We start from the raw sequence: 23,130 nt of genomic DNA on the forward strand, positions 1-23,130 counted from the left end.
TCTTAATCCCCCTAAAAGAACCAACGTATAAAGATAACCGGCCAGACCAGAGCACGTCCTAGTAAATAAGCGCCAGAGTAATGTCCCGGATATTCCCAAATGCAATACAGCCAGTAACCAATGACAATCGTGAAATAGAAGGTAAAAAATGGATGTTTCATGATCAAAACTCCTAAATTGAGTTGCATAAGCCCTTCCCGTTGCCCGAACAGGCAACAGGAAATGAGTGCTTTAATGATTTGCTTAAGGCTTTAAATATCTGGTACTAAAACTTGTCTACGCATTGCTCACCAGACTGGTACATCACACGGTCCAGATCGGCAGGAAGGTAGCTCATACGCTCAACTTGCCGCATGACTTTACGTCCATAGTGTTCTTCGACCTTGTCATAGACACAAGAGCAATAGCTGCGACTGCCACCCATGTTGTAACAGCCATGTTTGACGCCCTTTTCAAAATCGGAAGAACAGCCATTCAAGATCAGAAAACTGATACCCACCACACCCATCAAAATTTTATTTTTCATCGTTATATCCAGTGACATGGTCATGGAGGTCAGGCTTTTTTAGGTAATACAAAGCCCTGCCACGGTGTAGCTCACATGACATTTTTTAAAGTTAAATTTTTAGACGAAAAAAACTAAAGCTTGAGAAACAGTAAGTTCATCAAACTCGATTAAAATTAGTCGGAAGGTGTAAAAAGAATATGCATAGCCAACTCCTTATATTGGGAGTTCTGCCAAAGCATTAATTTAGAATTATGGTGGCAGAACGAAAGTGGGTTGACAGACTGGTCTCAGAGGCCAGCACACTCGAAAGTGTCCCACTTCCGTCCTACCGCTACGGAAGGGAACGAGAAGCTAGACATTAAAAGAAGATCTTTTAATATCTCTGAGAAATGGTCTGTCAAAACCAACTGGCAATGTAGGCCAGCACGCAAAGGATAATGTGCAAAATTTAAGGTGTCAATGATCTATCGACTAAGTTGTAAAGTGATTGTTATTGTTTTTCATTAGATTAATTCTTTAAACTAACCATTAGGTAAATTTAAGGATGATTCAGTGTTTCGGTTAAAGTGTCTTGGTGGTCCACTGTATGGACAAGAACATTCTCATGCTCAGGATGAGTTTATTTTCAAAGACAAACAGACAGGAAAGCAGACGCGTTATCGAAAGCAGGCTTTAAACTTCACCCCACCCCAAGAGTTCTTTATAGCAGAGTCAATTTCTACAACCGTAGCCTACAATCTTGCATTGCAATTAATGAAACGCTATTGAGACCTTTTAGTAATACAAAGACATACTATTAACTAACCAATAATGAGTGATTTTCTAGCACTTGATTCAGTCCATAATAAATTTATAATCCAGTAGAATGCTTCACAGTACTACAAGTTTAGTCCAACAATTATAACTCTAAGCTACATTTTGATTTTGACTACTTTTCACCCAAAACATCGCAAGTCGGTACAGAATCATCATAAGTCGGTACATAAATGGAGTGCAGTTTAACACCTAACACCCCTCTACAAATGCTCATAATTCACTCTCAAGTTAAGCTAAATCATTTTTAAATTATAAGTAGTTACGACTTATAATATATGCACTTCTTTTAAAATGAATAAGTGAACTTGATTACATGGCAACTTCAGCTAAAAAAAATGCTAAGGCTAAACAAGAAACCACATCTACGAGTAACATCAAAAAACTTATTGGCTTAATTGACCAACTTGAAGAACATATTATTAAAAGACATAAATTTCCCTATGGTTTGCCATCAGCCTATGCCGAACACTACAAAGCTTATTTACCCGAACAAATGGAACCTATCAGTGAAGAAATGACGGATAATGACCGAAAGTGGTTTTATGAACAGCTTGACCAAGGTTTATTAGATGAATCGCTGGAACAATCTGAACTACGCAAACAAACTTGGAGATTACCCCCACCATTACTTCGAGGTAAATCGGAAATTTACATCTACATTCCCGAAGAGGACCGACTTGCCCGACACTATGGCGAAATCGCGACTGAAATTCGTAAATTCAAAAACTTGGTATCAACTAAAACCAGAATATTCAAAAAAACAGCACAACAAGCTGAGAAACATTTTGAAGAAGCATTTCGTCTCTACTCCAAACATTATGATTGTTCTTTCTATATCTACACGCTACCAGAAGATATCTATAAACAGATTAGACAATCTCAATTAGCCCGAAACAGCCATAAAAAATCCCAGAGGGTAAAAAAAACTTACCTCTCACTTGTTCAACGTTTTATTACCAGTAATCAAAAAACTTACTCAAGTATGGATACGGTTCTAGGAGCCATTGAGCAGCAAGCTATCTCAAAAATTCCAGAATACCTCACTCAAGAATACAATGCTGAAATAGAACATTGTTTACGAAAAAAAGAAGAAGCTGAATATTTTCTTTTTGCAGCTCGAAATGATCTATCTACAGCTGAAGTCAAAGAAATTGAAGAATATGGTAAAAAAACTGTAATCATACAAGCTCAGAACCGTGATCAACCCCTAACTTCTTTTGCAGGTCGCCCTATCGAACGTTATAAGGAAATAAGAGTATTTTATCAGAAAAAGATTTCTGACTTAGAAACTCAAAAAAGTAAAATTAGAGACTTCGACCAAAGATTAAAATTACTGAATGGAGCTAAATCTTGGTTAAAGGAAAGCGAACCAAGCCTATATAATGCGCTGAACATTTTTATAGAAAAGAAAGGTAGAAAACTTTAGAATTCCCCTCTCACCCCAATAAAAATCCGATCACTCACATAGTTTATTTAGAGCCTGTTAGTTCTACACTGACATGCTCTTAAAAAAAATTAATAAATTTTTAAAAGAGTAATAATTACAATGAAATTTCTATATTTTAAAGCTTTTAAAAATATAAATATCAGTAGCTTAAAGAAATTCTTCGCAGTTTTTTTTGGGGTGGTCAATTTTTTCTAGAATTCCCCTTATGCAATCAAGCATACAAAACTTGCTACATAAGGAACCAATATGACCAACTCAAACCTAAGCCAGCAACACATCAAATTAATAAGTACATTCAATTGGAAGCTTAGCAATTTACAGGTGTGGGTCAACCCAAAAATAACTCCACAAAGCCATTTAAATGCTGCGTAACGCGGGACATCGCAACCTTTAAAAAGTTCTCGTATTACCGTCATTTTTTGGTAGAGCATTCTCGAAGTAAAGGGCAATCGGCTTTTCGGCTTAAATACAATTAATAAGTAATATTAGATATATGTAATTATTCTGATAGATACTTATTGCCATAAGCAGTATGCCTTAGCAAATACTGCTTATGGATTAGATTGATTTGAATACACTCCAGATAGATTAGCCAATACCCACTCTACGCCTACCTCTAATGGACATGTCTAAACGATGTCCATAGGGAGAGCTTTTACCTCATGACGCCTGATACGTAATTAATTATTTGTATTGAGGTATATTATGAAATCTTTTAACGCTACAGCTAAACCTTCTCTTCCACCTATCGCACAGTTCTCAGGTGCAGATAGAGATGCATTCCTAGAACAGCTCAAAGAAGATTTTTCAACTTTTGAGTGGACAACAGAGAATGGTAATACTAAAACTTTCAAGACGAGTATAAACCACGAAGTTGAGAAAATGATCAGTCGTATTGAGTTGATCAAGTTTTTTCAGAAGCAGCGCCCTATCGCTATACTTACACCTATTAAGAGTTTTAAGGGTAAAGAGCAACTATGTGTTGAATATGCGAAGGATGTTCCTCTTTCGCTTAAGTGCCAGCTTACAACAATCTTTGTGTCTGCTCGCTCTGGCAATTATAAAATGGGCATTGAGTTACAAGCTTTTGAGGACACATTCTCAGAACTAACAAAGGAAGAACAATATGCCCTTTATGAGTTTGCTCTAATCAATCAGTGTTACACATCTGAACAAGCTCAGGCTTATGTTAGGGCTTTGATTAAATTTCAGAAGTTGTTTGCAGTAAGAATACAGAGTACCTCAATTCGTAAACAGCTTTCAAATCGTGCTAGTAATCGACGCCGTTCTAAAGAACGTTGTGTTCAGCTTGTTGATACGCTACTCAAGATCCATTCTCGAATCCTTGTTGTTCGAGTAGACCTAGGATTAATACGCGATCCAGCTAAGCTTCAACAGCTTGCTATCTCACCTAATTTTGCTCAGGTTGAACATGATAGTGGGTTTATACAAGAGTCTTTTATTCGGTTCTATGATGCATCTAAGCATAATCAGCTTAAGCATGCGCTCGGGTATATCCTGCGTATTGAACACACCCCGACTAAGGGATTTCATGGACATCTTTATTACTTCTTCAATGCCAATGACCATCGTGAGGACATCACGTGGGGACAATATATTGCTGAGAAATGGAAGGTTGCTACAAACAATCTTGGGACTGCTTTTATCTGCAATATGAAGAAAGATGAGTACCGCTATCGTGCCTTAGGCATTTTGGAGTATACCGACCATGAAATGCTTAAAAATCTCAAGGCTACGTTTGACTACATATGCAAAAATGATCAGTACTTCGCCTTTACTAATGGAGAACAAATTCGGAGCTTCCGAACAAGCCAAATACCCAAAGTACCTGATACTAAACTTGGACGCCCACGTAAGTTCGAACAACTTAACCTTCTAGACTCTGATCAATCAGATGATGCTCAAGTAGGAGGACAGTAACATGACTAAGTACGCATCAGATGCTTTACTTGCAGCTACACATTCGTCATGCAGCATTCAACCTATTTGGGCTTACGATCTGATTGGTTCTGAGAAGTCAGCAAAAGCTCTTGGGAGATCAAAAACTACGAGCATGTTTGCAAAACAAAATTCTCAAAATAGTAATCAGGCATTATCTCTCAGTAAACCTGTTGAGTTGATTAGATCAGCATATCCATTAGTGACAGGCTCCCCTGTCACTAATGGGATGTTATCTGTTCGACTAAAGCCAGAGAACGAATTGTTTATTCAGTTTATTAAACATATGGGGCCTATGCTTAATGGGGGGATTTACTGCCACGATCAGTATTTTTCTAATCAAATTACGGGCTACCAATATATGCTCAACACTAGGCAGTTTAGTGAGGATTTAACAGCTTGGAATACAGAACAAAGTCGTGCTGAAGAGTTATTTGATTCGACAATGAAGGTTCTATTCAGAGACTACGCAGGCTTCGAAACACATGAGCTATATTTGCCAATGCTATTTACGCTTTCAGCGAATACTCCAATGTATTCGAAACAACAATATTTAGATCAGCAGAAAAAAGAGATGATCGCCATTTTCCTTAATGAAGGTGGAAATAATGAAATTATTGCCGTATTTTCGAAATGGGAACTTACACCCCAAGGACAATTAGCACTTAGGCTGGTGTTTTTACTGGAACGCCAGTTCATAGATGATCCTGTTGGTTCTTCTGATGAAAATGCTTTCATTGCCTTACGAGGTAATCTGGAAGGCCTATTTAATTGCAAAGCATATCCTGTATCTATGCCATTAAACGGGTTTATGCAAACTAATCATTTTTTTAAAAGTGATCCAAGGTGCAAAGATCTTATTAAGCTGCTCAAAACGTACCTGATAGGCAGTGATGCAGTCCTTCGAATTTGGGATACACAGTCCAATTTTGATGTGTTGTATTCAAAGTTTAAAACTAACTAGTTAAGAGGCTATTTCACAATGGGTGCATTCCAGTTAAACACCGCTGATTACCTATTTATGAAATATCGCTCTATGACTGTCGAATTAATGAGCATAGTACAAGACTACTATCCTCACTTAAGCAAGGCAGAGGCGCTGAGAAAGGCAAATAATCAAGAGTTTCCTTTCTCTGTCTTTAAAATAGATTCAAGCAAACGCGCACCATTTCTGGTGCACGTTAAAGACTTGGCTGATATCTTAGATAAGAAGTATTCTGAAGCTGCTAAAGACTTTGCTACGTTTCATCAATGAGGCGTAGCACCTCTTCCAATTGAATTACATTTCGCCTTGACTTCACAGAAACATACCGCTGTAAGCTCCCCCAAGAATCATGCAAACTTACTTTCTGAATTTCAGGAATAGTAAAACTTTGTTCTGCAAGTCTCGTACAACCTTCATGTCTCAAATCATGAAAATGTAAATCCTCTATTCCCAATATTTTACATGCTTCGCGAAACTCTTTTCCTATGCTTTTGGGATTCAAAGGTAATAAGAGTTGTTCATCATATCCTAATCGAAGCATACGACTCCGCACTTCATTATCTAATAAAAGTTCAATTATTGTTTTACAAGGTTCCAACACATCAAAAGACTTGTGATTACCTTTAGAACCGTTCGGATTTTTCAAATCATGAACTTTCCATGAAGAGTTGTAAGAATCATAATCTTGCAGCCATAAGCGTGTTAACTCTGCTTCACGTCTACATGAAAAAATTGCGAACCAAATAATTAAATGCATTGGATACTTAGTACCGTATTTATTTAACTTCCAACGCTCAGCAAAAAGTTTTGTTAAAGCAATTAACTCTTCCTTTGTAGGAAGCCTATCTCTCACTTTACTAGACGAGATTTGACGAGTTTTTCTAAGCTGTGCTGTAGCTTTATCGAAGTTACTTAAATCAACTTCCATACCCCACATAACAGATGCATGAGATAGAACACCTCTAATATGTAAAAGCTCATGCTGCTGTGTACTTGTTGCAATAGGTTCTAAACCAAGATTAGGCACGCCTCTTCGTCTTAGAGCCACATGCTCAGCCAAATGTATCGAATGTATTTTTGTGATAATATTGCGCGCAATTGGCAACTTCTTAATTAAGAGTAGAGAATAGCGTTTCGTCCTGCCGTACTCGCTCCCAACTTCATCCAAATATTTATCTATGGCATCTGACAAAGTTAGATCAATCAGTTGTTCTTTGCCAAGTAAAATGTCTGGATTTTCTTGAATCTCAACTTCTCTTTTTTTAAGCCAGTTTTCTGCCACTTTTTTTGAATAAAATGTTTTGCTTTCAGAATAAGCAGGATAACCTTTTTTGTTGATCCGGATAGCAGCTCGGTAACTAACACTTCCATCTGCACTTTTTCTGGCAGTAATTGACCCCATAATTTTACACCATGAACCATTTTTTTCATTATGGTGTAAATTCTGGTGTAAATGCAAACCGATTAACGCAGCTAAACATGAGTTCCCACAGATTCAAACAGGTTGCAAAACACTGATTAAAGGTATGATTTTTAATGACTATTAACAAAACCATTGAAACTATTAAATCTCCAAGAATCAGTGTAGCCCCAATGATGGACTGGACAACGAAGGATTACCGATTCTTTGCACGGTTGTTTAACCCGAACGTTGTGCTTTATACAGAAATGGTGACTACGGGTGCAATCCTATTTGGCGATGCAAAACGCCATTTGGACTATAACGCTCAAGAACACCCTATCGTATTACAACTTGGTGGCTCAAATCCGCAAGAGCTTGCTACCTGCACAAAAATGGCTGAAGACTGGGGCTACGACGAAGTCAACCTGAATGTAGGCTGCCCAAGTGACCGCGTACAGAACAATAAAATCGGCGCGTGTTTAATGGCAGAGCCAGACTTGGTTGCTGAATGCATTCATACCATGCAAAAGGCAGTAAAGATTCCAGTAACGGTAAAACATCGTATTGGTATTGATGACATGCAGTCTTACGAAGAAATGCTACATTTCGTAGATACTGTCGCTGCAACAGGTTGTACTTATTTCGTTGTGCATGCCCGTATTGCTATTTTGAAAGGTTTGTCTCCAAAAGAAAATCGAGAAGTTCCTCCTTTACGCTACGAAGATGTATACCGCTTAAAGCAAGAACGTCCGCACCTAACCATTGAAATTAACGGCGGAATTAAAACTTTTGCCGAAACTCAAGCTCATTTACAACATGTTGATGGTGTCATGATTGGCCGTGAAGCCTACCATAACCCTTACCTACTTGCTGAGCTCGGCCAACTTTGGAATTTAGAAGCACCAGATCGATTCGATATTATGGAACAAATGCTGCCTTATATTGAGCAACGCATGGCTGAAGGTGCTCCCCTTTCAATCATTACACGTCATATTTTAGGTTTATTCCAAAACTTACCGGGTGCTCGTAAATGGCGTCAGGCGCTAAGTGGCGGAAACGCAAAAACTTTAGCCGATGTTGAAAATGCAATTCAGAACATGCGAGCAGCTATGATTCGCACTGAAGAGTATGTAAAAGAGCAGCAGGTTTAAGTTGGCGACGATTTCTTAAATTGTAAGAAAATGTGGCATTTTAAATCAGAGACTTAGATTTTGAGTATATTCGCAAATGTTGGAAAAAATATTCAAATTTAAGCTCTGATTAGTTATTTATTTATAATGATATCAATAATTTAAATTTCACAATTTTTGACCACCTCTTTTGATAAGTATATTTTCGCTCCAAAGCAGGCACCTCTGGAAAAAAGATACGTTATTACATAACATACACAAAACTTTTAAGATACGCCTATTAGTATCTCTGAACGCCACAGGTAGGTGGTGATTTTTTAATATGGACATGGGTAGCACGGTAGAGATTTCACGATGATTATTTATGACGGACAAGTAGCTGATAATTACATGTATCAGGATTCAAATCAGGCAGCCATTGTTGTATCGCACAGCACACCAAGCCTCCCTTATCCTTTCACCATGAAACCCAATAATCATCAAACTCAAACTTCAACCAACCCACCCATCGATGTAGAAAAGTTTGTAGAAAAATTAGAAAGCGTTACTTCTAGACGCAGTAAAGCTAGATGCGCACGTAGTATCCGTCTTGCACTCGAATCTGCTGGTGCTAATGTTGAAAACCATCCAATCGCAGCTTCAGATTGGGGCGATACTCTCAAAAAGATTGGCTATAAACAAATTGATCCAGCCTTTGATGAACCTCAAGAAGGTGACATTTACATCATTCACAGAACCCGCAACCACGTTTATGGACACATCGCAGGATATACAGGAAGTGAATGGGTCTCTGACTTCAAACAAAGTAGTTATGACGTTTATAAAGAAGATAACGTTACTTATACTTACTATAGATTAGCTGCCTAATCAATTTCCTCAAGTTGAAAAACTTGATGGATGCGTTCGGCACAATGCTGAATTATTTCATCATGATCTTTTCTATAGACCAAAACTACTTCCGAAAGTGATAGCTGATCGGTTAAAGGCAATAGTTTTACCTGAGCAGGCAAGATCTGCTGAAATTCTTTAGGCACAATACTTACACCAATATTTGCTGCCACAAGTTGTAACTGTGAAATCTTACGCGACTGGATTGGAGCTTTTTGTGGGGTAAATCCTGCGACTAAACATAGATTTGAGACCAAATAGCTTAATCCACCTCTTTTAGAATGGGGTGTAGAAACAAAGTATTCTTCTTTTAAATCTTTGACTTCGACCTTCTCTTTATTTGCAAATTTAGCATGATCAATGTGCACGGCCATCATTAAAGGTTCTTCATATAATTTAATAACATTGACGTCATCTAGTGTATGCCGAACTGGCGGTCTAATTAAACCAATATCAATCTCCCCATTCAGTAAAGCCAAAACTTGATGCTCAGATGACAACGTGTTTATCTCAAAGTTAATTTTTTGCTTTAAACTCATTTCTTTTAATATTTGAACCTTTTTATCATCCAGAACAATACTGCTCGAGTGAGCAATTTTAATCTGGCGATTTTTTCCTTCTGCAATATTCTTAGAAACTCCAATGATCTCATTTAAATAATGCATATTATCTTTTATTTTTTTATAGAAGACTTCTCCTGCCGCCGTGAGTTTTACTTTCTTATCAGTACGATCAAATAACTGAAAATCAATTTCTTCCTCTAATAGCTTCATTTGCCGACTTAAAGCAGACTGAGCAATAAATAGTTTCTCTGAAGCAGCGGTAAAGCTCCCTTCTTCAACAATTTTTATAAAATATTGAAATTGTTTTAATGTGAGCATAACCATCTCAAAATTAGATCATTAGGTCTATTTTCTATATTAGATTAGATAGATAGCCTTAGCTAGAATTTTATCAAGACCATTCACTTGATTGAATTATTCATGAAGTATTTAAAAGGGTTTGTCATTTTCACCGTTGTTTTTCTAATTTTATGGTGCTTTAAATTTTATGATCAGCAGTTACCCACACAACCCCAGCAAGACAACATAGAGCTGTATGATTAAATAGTTTCTCTCAAAAATAAAAAGGCATGCACTCACATAAGCACATGCCTTTTTAATATTTAAATTAGGCTTTCTTTAAATCAAGCTTTTTCAAAACTTCAGCTACAGCAATCATAGCAAAGCTTGAAGTCACCACTACCGCTGAACCATAACCACCACAGCGTAAGCCCGCCGATGGGCAAACATCTGCACTAGAAAATGGATTATCGATTGAGTAAATACAGGTAATACCAAATTTCTCCTTTGGCTTTTTACAGATGCCGCGAGCACGAAGTTGACTCCGTAGCTTCGCTAACATCGGATCTTGTTCTGTTTTTGATAAATCCGCCACACGAATTTTAAGTGGATCAAGCTTACCACCTGCTCCGCCTGAAACAATCAAAGGAATTTTATTAAAACGGCAATGAAGCATTAAAGCCAGTTTTGCTTTAACATCATCAATACAGTCCAAGATAATATCGGGTACAGGATTTAAAAGTTCTGTGACATTCTCAGGTGTTAAAAAGTCATCAATAATATTAACTTTAATACGTGGGTTAATTTGGCGACAACGCTCCGCCATAATCTCAACTTTTTCACAGCCCAGAGTTGATGTCATCGCAGGTAACTGACGGTTTACATTTGATGCTGCAACCACGTCCATATCCACCAGAGTCAACTCACCAATACCTGTACGTGCTAGAGCTTCTACCGCCCAACTACCGACCCCACCAATACCAATCACCATCACATGACTTTTTTCATAGTGCTGGAACGATGAATCACCATAAACTTTGGCTACACCTGCAAAACGGCGGTCATATTCATCTTGTTGGAGATCGGTCATTGCTACTCTTTGGGGATATAAAACACGGAGAGTATTTTACTGCTTTTCAGAAGAAAGTGTATTTTAGATCAAAGAAAACTTGAGACTGTAATGTTTAAACTCACGATAAGTCTTATGATTATTAATCAAATTATACAGCTTAAGATTTAAACTATTATTTACTAATGTGACAGGCGGCATGGATGCCGCTCAGTTGGGCTGCGGTATAAGGATATACCGTCAGCCCGACAAAGGATTTTTGTTACTTTTTATCCTTAAAAAGTAAGGATACGCCTATATAGTCAACATTAGCCAAAGCGCCCTCATTACAAGGCTATGCAAACTTAGCCAAATTAACCAGCAATCAAATTCCGAAGTACATAATGCAAAATACCACCCGCTTTAAAGTACTCGACCTCATTTAACGTATCAATTCGACATAACACATTAAAATGACTTGCTACCCCATTTGACCCTTTCACATCAACCTCAAGAATTTCATGAGGCTGAATACCATCCGATAAACCACGAATCGAAATGACTTCATGACCCGTTAAGTTGAGGGACTGTCTGGTTTGTCCATCAACAAACTGTAATGGCAACACGCCCATACCCACCAAGTTTGAACGGTGAATACGTTCAAAACTTTCAGCAATGACAGCTTTTACACCTAATAAGTTCGTTCCTTTGGCAGCCCAGTCACGTGAAGAACCTGTTCCGTATTCTTTACCAGCAATAATCACAAGCGGTGTATGTTCTTGTTGGTAACGCATTGCCGCATCATAAATGGCAAGCTTCTCACCACTTGGCACATGTAGGGTATTACCGCCTTCTTCGCCGCCGAGCATTTCGTTTTTAATACGAATATTAGCAAAGGTGCCTCGCATCATGACTTCATGGTTACCACGTCGTGAACCATAAGAGTTGAAGTCTTTTGGCTCAACACCTTGCTCTTGTAAATATCGACCTGCCGGACTGTCTTTTTTGATATTACCCGCTGGTGAAATATGGTCGGTTGTTACCGAGTCACCAAGCACTGCCAAAATACGTGCCTGTTCAATATTCTTGATTGGTTTTGGTGGCTCACCAATTCCTTCAAAGAATGGCGGATGACGGATATAAGTCGAATCATCCGCCCATTCATAAGTTTTACTTTTTGGAATCTGAATGGATTGCCAGCTTTCATCACCATCAAACACCGCAGCATATTCTTTATGGAACATCTCTGTATTTACTTTCTGTAAGACAGCATCAATTTCTGCCTGACTTGGCCAGATATCTTTTAAGTAAACAGGTTGTCCATCTTTACCTTGCCCAATAGGTTGCGTAGTCAAATCGGTACGAATATTACCAACTAAACCATATGCAACCACCAAAGGTGGTGAAGCAAGCCAGTTTGTTTTGACTAATGGATGTACTCGGCCTTCAAAGTTACGGTTACCAGAAAGTACTGATGCTACGTTTAAATCATGGCATTGAATTGCGTCTTCGACTGGCTCAGGTAGTGGACCTGAGTTACCAATACAAGTCGTACAACCATATCCCACCAAGTTATAGCCCAACTCATCTAAATACGGCGTAAGCCCAGCAGCCAGCAAATAGTCAGTCACAACTTTAGAACCCGGTGCAAGAGAGCTTTTCACCCACGGTTTACGCTGCAAACCTTTTTCAATGGCTTTTTTTGCAAGTAAACCCGCCGCCAGCATTACACTCGGGTTAGAAGTATTGGTACAAGATGTGATGGCTGAAATAACAACATCACCATGATTTAATGGATAAGTTTGTCCTTCAATCACACAAGAAGGACTTTCATGTTGGATATTTGCTTTTTTTGCCTCGACAGCAGTGCCGCCACCGCCTTCATTTTCTAAACGCTCTTTAGCTTCTTTGGCTGGTTTTAAAGTTAACTCCATGAGCGCATTAAAGGTTTTCGGCACCTCTGATAAAAGCACTCGATCTTGTGGACGTTTTGGTCCTGCTAGACTTGCCTGAACCGTACTCATATCAAGACTTAAAGTATCTGTAAAGACAGGTTCATCACCCGCATTACGCCATAAACCTTGCGCTTTGCTATACGCTTCGACCAATTCAATACGATCACTTTGACGACCAGTTAATTTCAAATAACCCAAAGTCACCTCATCAATCGGGAAGAAACCACAAGTCGCACCATATTCTGGTGCCATGTTGGCAATGGTCGCTCGGTCAGCCAGTGGTAAATCAGCTAAACCATCACCATAGAATTCTACAAATTTACCCACAACTCCTTTTTGACGAAGCATTTGAGTAATAGTCAGCACTAAATCAGTTGCAGTAATTCCTTCTGGTAGTTTTCCTGTTAATTTAAAACCAATGACTTCAGGAATGAGCATCGAAATCGGTTGGCCCAACATAGCCGCTTCGGCCTCAATTCCGCCTACACCCCAACCTAAAACACCTAAACCATTAATCATGGTGGTATGTGAATCTGTACCCACTAAAGTATCTGGGAAAGCAAAAGTCTGACCGTTATCTTCACCTAGCCACACCGCTTGAGCCAAATATTCTAAATTGACCTGATGGCAAATACCCGTACCTGGTGGCACTACACTAAAGTTATTAAATGCAGATTGTCCCCAACGTAAAAATTGATATCGCTCACCATTACGCTGCATCTCAATTTGTACGTTTTCTTCAAAAGCCTGATCATCGGCAAAATAATCAACCATTACAGAGTGGTCAATCACCAAATCAACAGGAGATAGTGGGTTAATTTTTTCAGGGTCGCCACCCGCTTGCGCCATCGCTGCTCGCATTGCTGCTAAATCAACCACTGCAGGCACACCCGTAAAATCTTGCATTAAAACCCGTGCCGGACGATATTGAATTTCTTGATCTGAGGTGCGGGTTTTTAGCCATTCTGCTAACGCATGGATGTGTTCAGTTTTAACGCTGTGCTGATCTTCAAACCGTAATAAGTTTTCCAATAATACTTTTAAAGATTTCGGCAGTTTGGCAATATCCCCTAGCGTTTTCTCTGCTTGGGCTAAGCTAAAAATCTGATAATTGCTGGAACCTACTGTTAGCGTCTGTAAAGCATTAAAACTATTGATATTGCTATACTTAGCCATTGGGTTATCCTCCCATGTCTGGCAATGTTATTTTTCACGTTTTTACATGTTCTTTTCTTACTTTAAGCTTCTTTTTTAATCGCTGTGTTTTGTTTTAGTTAATATTTTTAATCTTTGATTTTTATTACGATAATTTCAATGCAGTGAGAGAGTTTTTCCACAGCAACTCAGCCAAATCCGGCTCTGACATATTTAAATTTTCAGCCAAACTTTGTAAAACATAGGGCAAATTAACAGGGGTATTACGAGTCCGCTGTTCTGTTGAGGTTTGACAGCAAAGCGGTGTCATATCTGGACAATCTGTTTCAATCACCAAGTGCTCTGCACCTATAGCCTGCACAACGGTATGAAGTTTTTTTGCATTCGGGTTGGTAATCTGCCCCGTCACACCAATTTTAAAACCAAGCTTAATAAGACCCTTTGCCTCTTCTACCCCGCCACTAAATGCATGAGCAATGCCACCCAATTTAAATTTTTGAGCTTTTAATATAGCAAGCACATCACCGTGCGCTTTTCGAATGTGGAGTAACACTGGTTTTTGGTATTGGGTTGCCAGCTCTAACTGATCTGCAAAATATTGTTTTTGCTTTGCATATACATCTGGCTGCTTATGTTCTTTTAAGAAAGTATCCAAGCCAATTTCACCTACAGCCACGCAGTCATGTTGCTGCAAGATATGTTCAAGATGAGCCAGATGCTCTGGTTGATGCTCCTCAATATAAAACGGGTGTAAGCCTGGTGCTAAATAAGAAGTAGGCACATTTTCCCAACTTTTTAACTGATGATGAGTCTGCACCAACTCATCAAAGCGGGACTGTAAAAAGCCAATTAAAACCAAAGCATCTACACCCACTTTTTTTGCCTCGAGTGCTAGCTGCTGCCGATCTTTATCAAAATCGGCAACATCGAAATGGGTATGGGTATCAAACAAATGCATTAGCCAGCACTTTTTGCAACTGGTGCCGAAGCAGGTTTGGCTTTAGGCGGTGGCAAATATTCTTCTTTCAACACATCTTGCAATTGGTCATAAGGAATGACTAATCGAGGGAGTCCAACTACGTATGGTCCAATTTCATACTCACCGTATTGAAGGATTAAACCTTGCTCACCCAACAAGAAGTTATTAGATAATTTAAATGGCCATGCTTGTTCATAGTCAGCAACATTATCAGCAAGTTTGGAATCAGTTACCCAGGTCTTAAAAGCTTCATGTGCTAACTTTTCCAATGCAGCTTTTTTCTGTGGGCGCAACAAATCTTCAAGCTCAATCTGTTTTTGCTCTTTTAAATCGAAATTATAGTAATGCTGTGCAGCAGAGCCATGAGCCCCACCTAAATAGCTACTACTATTAAGGACCACAGTGACAACTTTGCCTTGAGCTTGCAAAATCTTAGGTTTAACTAAGAGGTTGATCTGATGATTACTACTTAAAGCTTTTAGCTCATTATCTAGATCGATAAATGAATTTGCATAACGTTGCACCTGCGCATCAAAGCTATTTTTTTGCTCTGCACCTGCAGCCGCCGAAGCTTCTGTTTTTTGTTCCGTTTGTGTGCTCTTAGCATCAGGTTCAGCAATTTCTAAAATTTGATTTAATGTATTTAAGATTTGCTGATCTATAATTTTGTCAATAAAAGGAAAATTACTCTGTAGACGTTCTACCGTAAATTCCGGACAAGTTTTACCATCACAATCAGGTAAAACCACCTTACTAGGAATTGTTTCACCTTTCAAAGTCAACTCTACTGGCTTTTGTTCTTGAACAGCGGATTTTTGCTGCTCTTGAGAATCCTTAGGATCAGCTTTAGGTTGGCATGCTACCAAAAAGATAGCAGAAGCAAGCAAAGTTAATCGCAGTGAAGCTTTAGAAGATAACATCATATTTTGCCTTTTATTCTAAGGAGATTACGCTATGCCTTTCTAAGAAATTAGCGCATATAAATAGAGGTTGCAAATTCTGCTACCATCTTAAAACATTTGTTCATAAACCTCGGGTTGTAATATTTTTTTGGTCTGTTCTTTAGATAAATAAATATCGAGCTGTGGCGCTTCTTTAGTAATCTGGTTGGCCTGATAATGTAAACCAACGCCTTCACCATCAAAGAACCAGTCTGCCTGTCCCCAATATAAAGTTTTTGGTGCTTCTTTTTTAATTTCAGCAGTCTGCTTTTTTAACCAGTCTTGATAGGCCACCTGCACCATTTGATGCACAGTAGTTTGTTGATCTTTTTTTAAAACATCTAACAAAGTTAAGCTCTTATGCAGTTTTCGGTCGGCCACAAAAAAGTAATAACGATCTTTAATTGTGAGCTCTTCTTGCTTGGTATCAAGTCCTAATTGTAATAAAACGTATTGGTTACGCTGCGATGCAATACGGGTATGAAGATGCAATTCATAAGCACGATTCTTTGAATATTTATCTTGCCATTCATCAGACTTTTTAACATAGGCATTAATAGCCTGCTGCAAACTCAAGTCTTTTTTCAAATCAATTTGATCTTGGATTACCTTAGCCTGACTTTTCGCGATCCAGTCATTTAGCCATACATCTTGAGTTTTTATTGTTTGAATATCGACATCAATACAATTTTTCTTCTCACAAAATGGCAAAGCATAATCAGCTTTTACTTGTTGCAAGTTTAGAAATGGGAGTACTTCAGCTTTCTCTATATTTTGATTTTGGGTAGAAGCTGATTTCATTTGAGAAGATGATGAAGGTTGAGAGCTTTTCCAGACAAAAAGACCAATTGCCAAAATTAATATGATTACCGCAACTAAAAGTGCAATAACTGTCTTTCTATTCAAATTCATTTCATCATCCTTTCTTATTTTTCAAAACAAAACAGCTTCTGTTCGAAGCTGTCTGTCAAATCTTAAAGATTAGTGTTCACGCGTGTTACGGAACTGAATATCAGGCCAACGCTCTTGCATAATCTGCAAGTTGACACGACTTGGTGCAAGATAAGTTAAGTGACCGCCACCATCGATAGAAAGCTGATCATGTGCTTTTTTCTTAAATTCATTGAGAATCTTGTCATCATCACAATGAATCCAACGAACTGTATTAACACTTACAGGCTCATACACGCAGTCAACTTTATATTCCTCTTTCAGACGGTAAGCAACAACGTCAAACTGAAGCACACCTACTGCACCTACAATCAAATCATTGCTAATTTGTGGCATAAATACCTGAGTTGCACCTTCTTCAGACAACTCTTTCAAACCTTTTTGCAATTGTTTTGACTTTAAAGGATCTTTCAAACGCACACGACGGAACATCTCTGGTGCGAAGTGAGGAATACCTGTGAAATGTAGATTTTCACCACTTGTGAAAGTATCACCAATTTGAATTGTGCCGTGGTTATGCAAACCAATAATATCACCTGGCCACGCTTCTTCTAGATGTTCACGCTCACCCGCAAGGAATGTCAATGCATCACTAATACGAACATCTTTACCAATACGTACATGATTCATTTTCAAACCTTTCTCGTATTTGCCTGAACAGATACGCATAAAGGCAATACGGTCACGGTGTTTCGGATCCATGTTGGCTTGAATTTTAAAGACGAAACCAGAAAAACCTTCTTCTTTCGCGTCGACAACACGCTCTTGTGTTGGATGCGCTTTAGGTTCTGGTGCCCAATTCATAAATGCGTCTAACACGTGGTCAACACCAAAGTTACCTAATGCTGTACCAAATAGAACTGGAGTTTGTTTACCTTGTAAAAATAATTCGCGGTCTAAAGGTTCATTCGCCATTTGTACGAGCTCAAGTGACTCTTCAAAAGACGCCCAAGCCAACTCACCTACTTTTTCACGGATATCTGCATGGTCATAACCTTCGCGTACTTCAATATCTGTAATAGTTGAGCCAAAGCCTGCTTTATAGACATACAATTTGTTTTCAAGAATGTTGTATACACCCGCAAAATCACGCCCCATCCCTAATGGCCATGTAATTGGTACACAGCGAATATTGAGGACATTCTCAATTTCATCCAGTAACTCAAGTGGTTCACGAATCTCACGGTCCATCTTGTTTACAAATGAAATGATCGGAGTATCACGCATACGACAAACTTCCATCAATTTGATGGTACGTTCTTCGACACCTTTTGCCCCATCAATCACCATTAATGCAGAGTCAACTGCAGTTAGGGTACGATAAGTATCTTCAGAGAAGTCTTCATGTCCCGGTGTATCAAGTAAGTTAATAGTGTGACCTTTATAAGGGAACTGCATAACAGAAGTAGTAATGGAAATTCCACGCTCTTTTTCCATTTCCATCCAGTCAGATGTAGCTGCGCGGTCAGATTTACGGCTTTTTACCATCCCTGCAACCTGAATTGCTTTACCCCATAACAGTAATTTCTCTGTCATGGTCGTTTTACCGGCATCGGGGTGGGAAATGATGGCAAATGTGCGGCGTTGAGCAACCTGTGCCGCTAACTCATCTTTAAAACTCATGAAATACACCTACTGCGGAGATTGCAGTGCCAAAGACCTAAAGTCGATCAAAATAAAAATTGGCGTAATTGTAGCAGATTTATAGAACTGTTTAATGATTGTTGATAAGCCATGAGTTATTCACAAACTTTTTAGATCTTTTTTGAGAATGTAGTTTAGCTCCTTAGAAATTTTACAATTAAAAAAGCCCACCTGTTTAAGATGGGGCTTAATTAAGACTTAATAGAATCTTTACGCCAATTTCTTTTCTTCAATGAATTGAACATCGGCAATTTGTGCATCCCAGAACTCATTCCATAAAGCACAGTAATCAATACATAGCTTGGTTAAGCTTTCATAATCATCTTTTGTAATTGCTTGTGCTAATGCAAACCACAAGTCATCTTCATGATCGTCATCAGCGGCCTCAGATGTTTCATCCGTAGATACCCCATGTACATGGTAGTAACCACCACCTTCAACATCAATATTTACGAATTTGGTTGCTTGACGTAATGGTGGACTAAAAAGAATGACTTCCTCTTCTGCAACAGCCAATAATGCCACGACATTAATATAACTATCATAAGAAGATTCTAAAAATGATCTAACCTGATCTGCAAATTTTGATGGTTTATAATTACGACGGTCAAGCTCCGTTAAACCATAATCATTAAGTAAATCTTCATATAAAGGATAATGAGCATATTCAGGATTACCCAAATAGTAATTATCTTTATCTAAACCAGGGCGAAAACCAAACTCATCAAGTATATTTAAACTTAATAATACCCGTGGATACATCTTCGCTCCAGAGTGGAGTTTAGGTTCCAATTGTTTTGTTAAAAATTGAGCCTTTAATAAAGCATCAGTAAAAATTTGTACAATCGCATGACGATATTCTAAATGAATAAGAGTCAAACGTTGTTTATCAAGATATCCACCGTTTAACAGCTCAATAGCAGGATGATTACAAACTGGTAACTCTGCAATCGTTTTTCTTAACTGTTTAAGAAATTGTAAATTTTCATCCCATTGTTTTGCAGGAATACTATTTCTCATCCCCTGCAATGCTTTTTCTCTTGGATTATTAAAGTCTTCAAATTTTTTTAACATAATGATTCTCTGTAAAAAGTTTTTCTTATAGTTAAGTTACAGGCTCTCTCTTTATTACAATTTTGCATTCAATTGCTAAAATAAATTCCGCACACCCATACTTAACAAGTTGATACTATGTGTATTATCTCAACAAATCAACGGATTAATTAATAATATTTAAAAAAGTAAACTATTGCCAATTAAATATATAATATGTTGTTTTTTAAATCAACCAAGCTATTGAATAAATATAATTTTTTAAATACTATAAAATAAGTTTTATTTAAGCTTATACACTTTACAATAGCAAAGTTAATCAAAAAATATCCGCAACGGGGAACCCGATGACAAAAAGAGAAACTATTATAACAACAGCAACATCCCTCTTTAACCAAAAAAGCTATACTTCTATTGGTGTTGATCGCATTATTGCTGAGTCAAATGTTGCAAAAATGACTTTTTATAAATACTTTTCTTCTAAAGAAGCCTTAATTGAAGAATGTCTTTATAAAAGAAATTTAGAGATCCAATATTCAATATTGGAAAAAATAAAGAATACCAACAACCCTTTGATTAAATTAAAAAAGATATTTAATTGGTATATCGATTGGATTAATAGAGATGACTTTAATGGCTGCTTATTTAAAAAAGCGACAATAGAAGTCATGCAATTGTACCCTTCTATTAAGCATCAAATTAATGAGTATCGGGAGTGGATTTACTCATTAGTTTTCTCAGCTCTTTCGGAGTTAGAAGTAGAAAACACAAAAATCTTAACAGGGCTCTTTCTTAACATTGTAGATGGAATCATTATTGATGGCACTATAAATAAAGGAAAGATTAATCCAGAACAAACGTGGTCTTATATAAACAAAATTATTGAATTAGAAACAGTTCAAGAGTGTGCAACTATTTAATTTATAAATTAATTAAATATTTATATTTTAATAAAGATAGAAAATATTTTTTAATTTGGTGGAGTCTACTCTCCAACTCCACCAAAAATCTATTCAACCCCTAAAGATTAATGTATTTATATTTTATAAAAATTAATATTTTCATTTAGTTCCATCTTTATTAATTCTAATTATTATATAAACTTCACAATACTTTATAATAATCCTTTTCACCTCTTATGTTTTATAAAATACAAACATTAATTTGTTAGTATTACTTTATACTTGCAGTATATATTCATAAATTATTATATGTAAAATACTCAACTAACTAAGAAACTGCTGCTATTCATTACTACCAATATCTAGGTGGGTTTTAAAAGATAAATTTATTTTAATTAATTGTTATTTAAAGAAAAAGTTAAAAGGAAATATTAGTTTTAAAAATCAATATAGAAAAAACTAAGCGAAATGGGCGCCTTGAGTCTCAATGAGCTGATCAACCTGTACAGGCATACCTAATAAATAACCCTGAAATTGCTGACAGCCTAATCGAGTCAGAATCTCAACCTGCTGCTGAGTTTCTACTCCTTCCGCTGTTACGGTTAAACCCAACTTTTTAGCTAAATGTATAATACTTTCCAGAATCACTTCTTCTTTAGAACCAGGCTTTAAATCGACAATAAAGCCGCGATCAATTTTCAACTCATCTACTGGTAAATCTTTTAAATACAAGAAACTCGAATGCCCTGTTCCAAAATCGTCAATTGCAACTCGAATGCCCATATCACGTAGGCGCTCACAAGCTCGAATACTTAAATCAATATGCCGCATTGCTGTTGACTCAGTAATCTCAACAATTAAGTGATGGGGTTGAATTTGATATTTTTTTAACAATGCTTCGAGCGTACTAAATAATTTTTTATTTTCAAACTGTAAGGCCGATAAATTCACTGCGACTGGATAAAATGGGGTATTACTACGCTCCCACTCCTGAATTTGCGAGCAGGCTTGCTCAAGTGCCCAATATCCCATTGGAATGATCAAACCTGTTTTTTCTGCACCCTCTATGAACATATGGGGAGTGAGTATTCCTAAAGCTGGATGATTCCAACGAATTAATGCTTCGACACCGCACACTTCAAGATTGGTATTAAATTTTGGTTGGTAATATAAGATGAACTGCTTTTCTTCTACAGCTTTATAAAGGTCATTGATCAGTTTTGACTGACTTCTTGTTTCTTGTTGATGGGTTGAATAACTGAAAATGGTATAAGTATTCCGGCCCTGCTCTTTAGACATGAGCATCGCGGCATCAGCGTTCATGAGTAAATCCTGAACATTTTGTCCATGCTCAGGAAAGAGTGCTACTCCTAAACTCGCAGAAATATTAATTTCTTTACCCGAAATTTGATAACTTTCCTGAATCAGCTGTAAAACTTTCTCGGCCAACACAACCGCTTCTTCTGCATTGGTATTTTCTGCAATAAGTAAAAACTCATCGCCACCAATTCTAAGCAGTTTACATTTCTCATTAAGTTGCCAGTGTAAACGGTTCGCCATTTGAATGAGTAATTGGTCACCCACATGATGCCCAAAAGCATCATTCACCGATTTAAAACGGTCTAAATCAATATATAAAAAAGCAATTTTCTGGTCTTTATATCGATGATCTGAAAGTAATATTTCAGCATAATCAACCAAATAAAGGCGATTTGGTAGTTTAGTTAAATTGTCTTGTATAGATAAGTTAGCTAATTCTTTATTAGCCTTGCGTAATTCTAAATTTTGTTGCGTAAGGCGTTGCTCTAACATCGCAACAATAAAGCTTGCTACGAGTACCAAACAGGTGACTAGAATAATTGTAAATAGTAATAAGTCATGTTCAGCCTGATATTGGCTAATAAATTTATCAGTAATATTTGTCGCAATAAGAGCGGTATAGTGCATCCCCATAATACTTAAGGTCATCATTACCGAAAATGCGATTTTTAAAGTTAAGCGATATCGTTCTGTATCTTTTAATTTATAGGCGAGTAAAAACGCTAACCCTGAACCACTCATCGCAATTAATACAGAAAATAAGAGTAAGAACGAAGTGTAATCTTTTTTATAAACATTAATATTCCAGCCCAACATGCTAATGTAATATGAAGCTGAAATTCCAATTCCCATAATAATCGAACTCAAAATGAGTCTAAATAAAGGAAGTGTAAAACGCGAAGTCAACCACATCGCAATGCAAGACAACAATGCACTAATGGCATAAGAAATGACGATTAAAGGAATATTCGAGTTGGCTGTATCAAATAGATGATAAGCTTGTATGCCAACAATATGGACAATGCTAATTGCTAAAGCGAGTAGCAATCCATTAATAAATAAAATTAAGGATTCAAACTTCTTATAGACCTGTTTGAATATTAGCTGCTCCATGGAAATTACAATATAGCATATGAGGCCAGCTGCAATAAAAGAGCCGACGATCAATGTGCTATCGTAATCAACATGACCCATATTGGACTTCC

Annotated in this window: 21 protein-coding genes; 9 read left to right on the plus strand and 12 right to left on the minus strand. The window is 37.4% G+C overall.

Annotated elements, in window-relative coordinates:
- Positions 1-11 precede the first annotated feature (11 nt).
- Both SOI76_RS15705 and SOI76_RS15710 read right to left on the minus strand, forming a co-directional pair.
- Complete coding sequence (locus SOI76_RS15705) at positions 12-161, minus strand: hypothetical protein (RefSeq protein ID WP_002056795.1); 150 nt, start codon at positions 159-161, stop codon at positions 12-14.
- Positions 162-265: 104 nt separating this feature from the next.
- Positions 266-526: a hypothetical protein gene (locus SOI76_RS15710; protein WP_000790978.1), complete on the minus strand. Its 261-nt coding sequence runs from the start codon at positions 524-526 to the stop codon at positions 266-268.
- A 534-nt stretch (positions 527-1,060) separates the two neighbouring features.
- On the opposite strand from SOI76_RS15710, the gene SOI76_RS15715 reads away from it, so the two are divergent.
- The 5 genes from SOI76_RS15715 to SOI76_RS15735 all read left to right on the plus strand — a co-directional run bounded on the left by SOI76_RS15715 (position 1,061) and on the right by SOI76_RS15735 (position 5,985).
- Complete coding sequence (locus SOI76_RS15715; protein ID WP_104080382.1) at positions 1,061-1,276, plus strand: hypothetical protein; 216 nt, start codon at positions 1,061-1,063, stop codon at positions 1,274-1,276.
- A gap of 361 nt (positions 1,277-1,637) precedes the next feature.
- Positions 1,638-2,750: a hypothetical protein gene (locus SOI76_RS15720; protein ID WP_002055171.1), complete on the plus strand. Its 1,113-nt coding sequence runs from the start codon at positions 1,638-1,640 to the stop codon at positions 2,748-2,750.
- A gap of 726 nt (positions 2,751-3,476) precedes the next feature.
- Positions 3,477-4,712, plus strand: coding sequence for an inovirus-type Gp2 protein (locus tag SOI76_RS15725; RefSeq protein ID WP_000834699.1), 1,236 nt, complete (start codon positions 3,477-3,479; stop codon positions 4,710-4,712).
- Position 4,713: 1 nt separating this feature from the next.
- On the plus strand, positions 4,714-5,694 hold the full coding sequence (locus tag SOI76_RS15730) for a hypothetical protein (protein ID WP_000170392.1): 981 nt from the start codon (positions 4,714-4,716) through the stop codon (positions 5,692-5,694).
- Positions 5,695-5,712: 18 nt separating this feature from the next.
- On the plus strand, positions 5,713-5,985 hold the full coding sequence (locus tag SOI76_RS15735; protein ID WP_000500676.1) for a pyocin activator PrtN family protein: 273 nt from the start codon (positions 5,713-5,715) through the stop codon (positions 5,983-5,985).
- Here the strand turns inward: SOI76_RS15735 and SOI76_RS15740 are convergent.
- Positions 5,969-7,117: a tyrosine-type recombinase/integrase gene (locus SOI76_RS15740; RefSeq protein ID WP_000534873.1), complete on the minus strand. Its 1,149-nt coding sequence runs from the start codon at positions 7,115-7,117 to the stop codon at positions 5,969-5,971. The two genes, SOI76_RS15735 and SOI76_RS15740, sit on opposite strands and share 17 nt — an antisense overlap.
- Before the next feature lie 134 nt (positions 7,118-7,251).
- On the opposite strand from SOI76_RS15740, the gene dusA reads away from it, so the two are divergent.
- A complete protein-coding gene (gene dusA / locus SOI76_RS15745) occupies positions 7,252-8,268 on the plus strand; it encodes a tRNA dihydrouridine(20/20a) synthase DusA (RefSeq protein WP_414017393.1) in 1,017 nt (338 codons plus the stop codon).
- Positions 8,269-8,601: 333 nt separating this feature from the next.
- On the plus strand, positions 8,602-9,114 hold the full coding sequence (locus tag SOI76_RS15750; protein WP_104080381.1) for a hypothetical protein: 513 nt from the start codon (positions 8,602-8,604) through the stop codon (positions 9,112-9,114).
- On the opposite strand, the gene SOI76_RS15755 is transcribed toward SOI76_RS15750, so the two are convergent.
- Complete coding sequence (locus SOI76_RS15755; RefSeq protein ID WP_104080380.1) at positions 9,111-10,022, minus strand: LysR family transcriptional regulator; 912 nt, start codon at positions 10,020-10,022, stop codon at positions 9,111-9,113. The two genes, SOI76_RS15750 and SOI76_RS15755, sit on opposite strands and share 4 nt — an antisense overlap.
- A 96-nt stretch (positions 10,023-10,118) precedes the next feature.
- Here SOI76_RS15755 and SOI76_RS15760 point away from each other — a divergent pair, with 96 nt between their 5' ends.
- Complete coding sequence (locus tag SOI76_RS15760) at positions 10,119-10,241, plus strand: hypothetical protein (protein ID WP_104080379.1); 123 nt, start codon at positions 10,119-10,121, stop codon at positions 10,239-10,241.
- A 64-nt stretch (positions 10,242-10,305) separates the two neighbouring features.
- On the opposite strand, the gene SOI76_RS15765 is transcribed toward SOI76_RS15760, so the two are convergent.
- The 7 genes from SOI76_RS15765 to SOI76_RS15795 all read right to left on the minus strand — a co-directional run bounded on the left by SOI76_RS15765 (position 10,306) and on the right by SOI76_RS15795 (position 19,724).
- On the minus strand, positions 10,306-11,067 hold the full coding sequence (locus tag SOI76_RS15765) for a ThiF family adenylyltransferase (protein WP_104080378.1): 762 nt from the start codon (positions 11,065-11,067) through the stop codon (positions 10,306-10,308).
- 332 nt (positions 11,068-11,399) lie between these two features.
- Positions 11,400-14,156 carry an aconitate hydratase AcnA gene (acnA, locus tag SOI76_RS15770; protein WP_104080377.1) on the minus strand — a complete coding sequence of 919 codons (2,757 nt, stop codon included), beginning with the start codon at positions 14,154-14,156 and terminating at the stop codon, positions 11,400-11,402.
- 124 nt (positions 14,157-14,280) lie between these two features.
- Positions 14,281-15,093 (minus strand): TatD family hydrolase, encoded by an 813-nt coding sequence (locus SOI76_RS15775; protein ID WP_057075701.1) that lies wholly within the window; start codon positions 15,091-15,093, stop codon positions 14,281-14,283.
- Positions 15,093-16,034 carry an RsiV family protein gene (locus tag SOI76_RS15780; RefSeq protein WP_104080376.1) on the minus strand — a complete coding sequence of 314 codons (942 nt, stop codon included), beginning with the start codon at positions 16,032-16,034 and terminating at the stop codon, positions 15,093-15,095. The genes SOI76_RS15775 and SOI76_RS15780 overlap by 1 nt, the downstream gene beginning before the upstream one ends.
- A 90-nt stretch (positions 16,035-16,124) precedes the next feature.
- A complete protein-coding gene (locus SOI76_RS15785) occupies positions 16,125-16,967 on the minus strand; it encodes a hypothetical protein (RefSeq protein WP_104080375.1) in 843 nt (280 codons plus the stop codon).
- Positions 16,968-17,036: 69 nt separating this feature from the next.
- Entirely contained in the window at positions 17,037-18,629 is a 1,593-nt protein-coding gene (gene prfC, locus SOI76_RS15790) for a peptide chain release factor 3 (RefSeq protein WP_002117155.1), read from the minus strand.
- Positions 18,630-18,860: 231 nt separating this feature from the next.
- The gene (locus SOI76_RS15795; RefSeq protein WP_019767990.1) at positions 18,861-19,724 is read right to left on the minus strand and encodes a hypothetical protein; all 864 of its coding nucleotides are present in this window, start codon (positions 19,722-19,724) and stop codon (positions 18,861-18,863) included.
- A 326-nt stretch (positions 19,725-20,050) separates the two neighbouring features.
- Here SOI76_RS15795 and SOI76_RS15800 point away from each other — a divergent pair, with 326 nt between their 5' ends.
- On the plus strand, positions 20,051-20,623 hold the full coding sequence (locus SOI76_RS15800) for a TetR/AcrR family transcriptional regulator (protein WP_104080374.1): 573 nt from the start codon (positions 20,051-20,053) through the stop codon (positions 20,621-20,623).
- 441 nt (positions 20,624-21,064) lie between these two features.
- Here the strand turns inward: SOI76_RS15800 and SOI76_RS15805 are convergent, their stop codons facing one another.
- Positions 21,065-23,119: a GGDEF domain-containing phosphodiesterase gene (locus SOI76_RS15805; protein ID WP_104080373.1), complete on the minus strand. Its 2,055-nt coding sequence runs from the start codon at positions 23,117-23,119 to the stop codon at positions 21,065-21,067.
- Between the last annotated feature and the right edge of the window lie 11 nt (positions 23,120-23,130).

Source organism: Acinetobacter pittii, assembly GCF_034064985.1.
GTDB lineage: Bacteria > Pseudomonadota > Gammaproteobacteria > Pseudomonadales > Moraxellaceae > Acinetobacter > Acinetobacter pittii_H.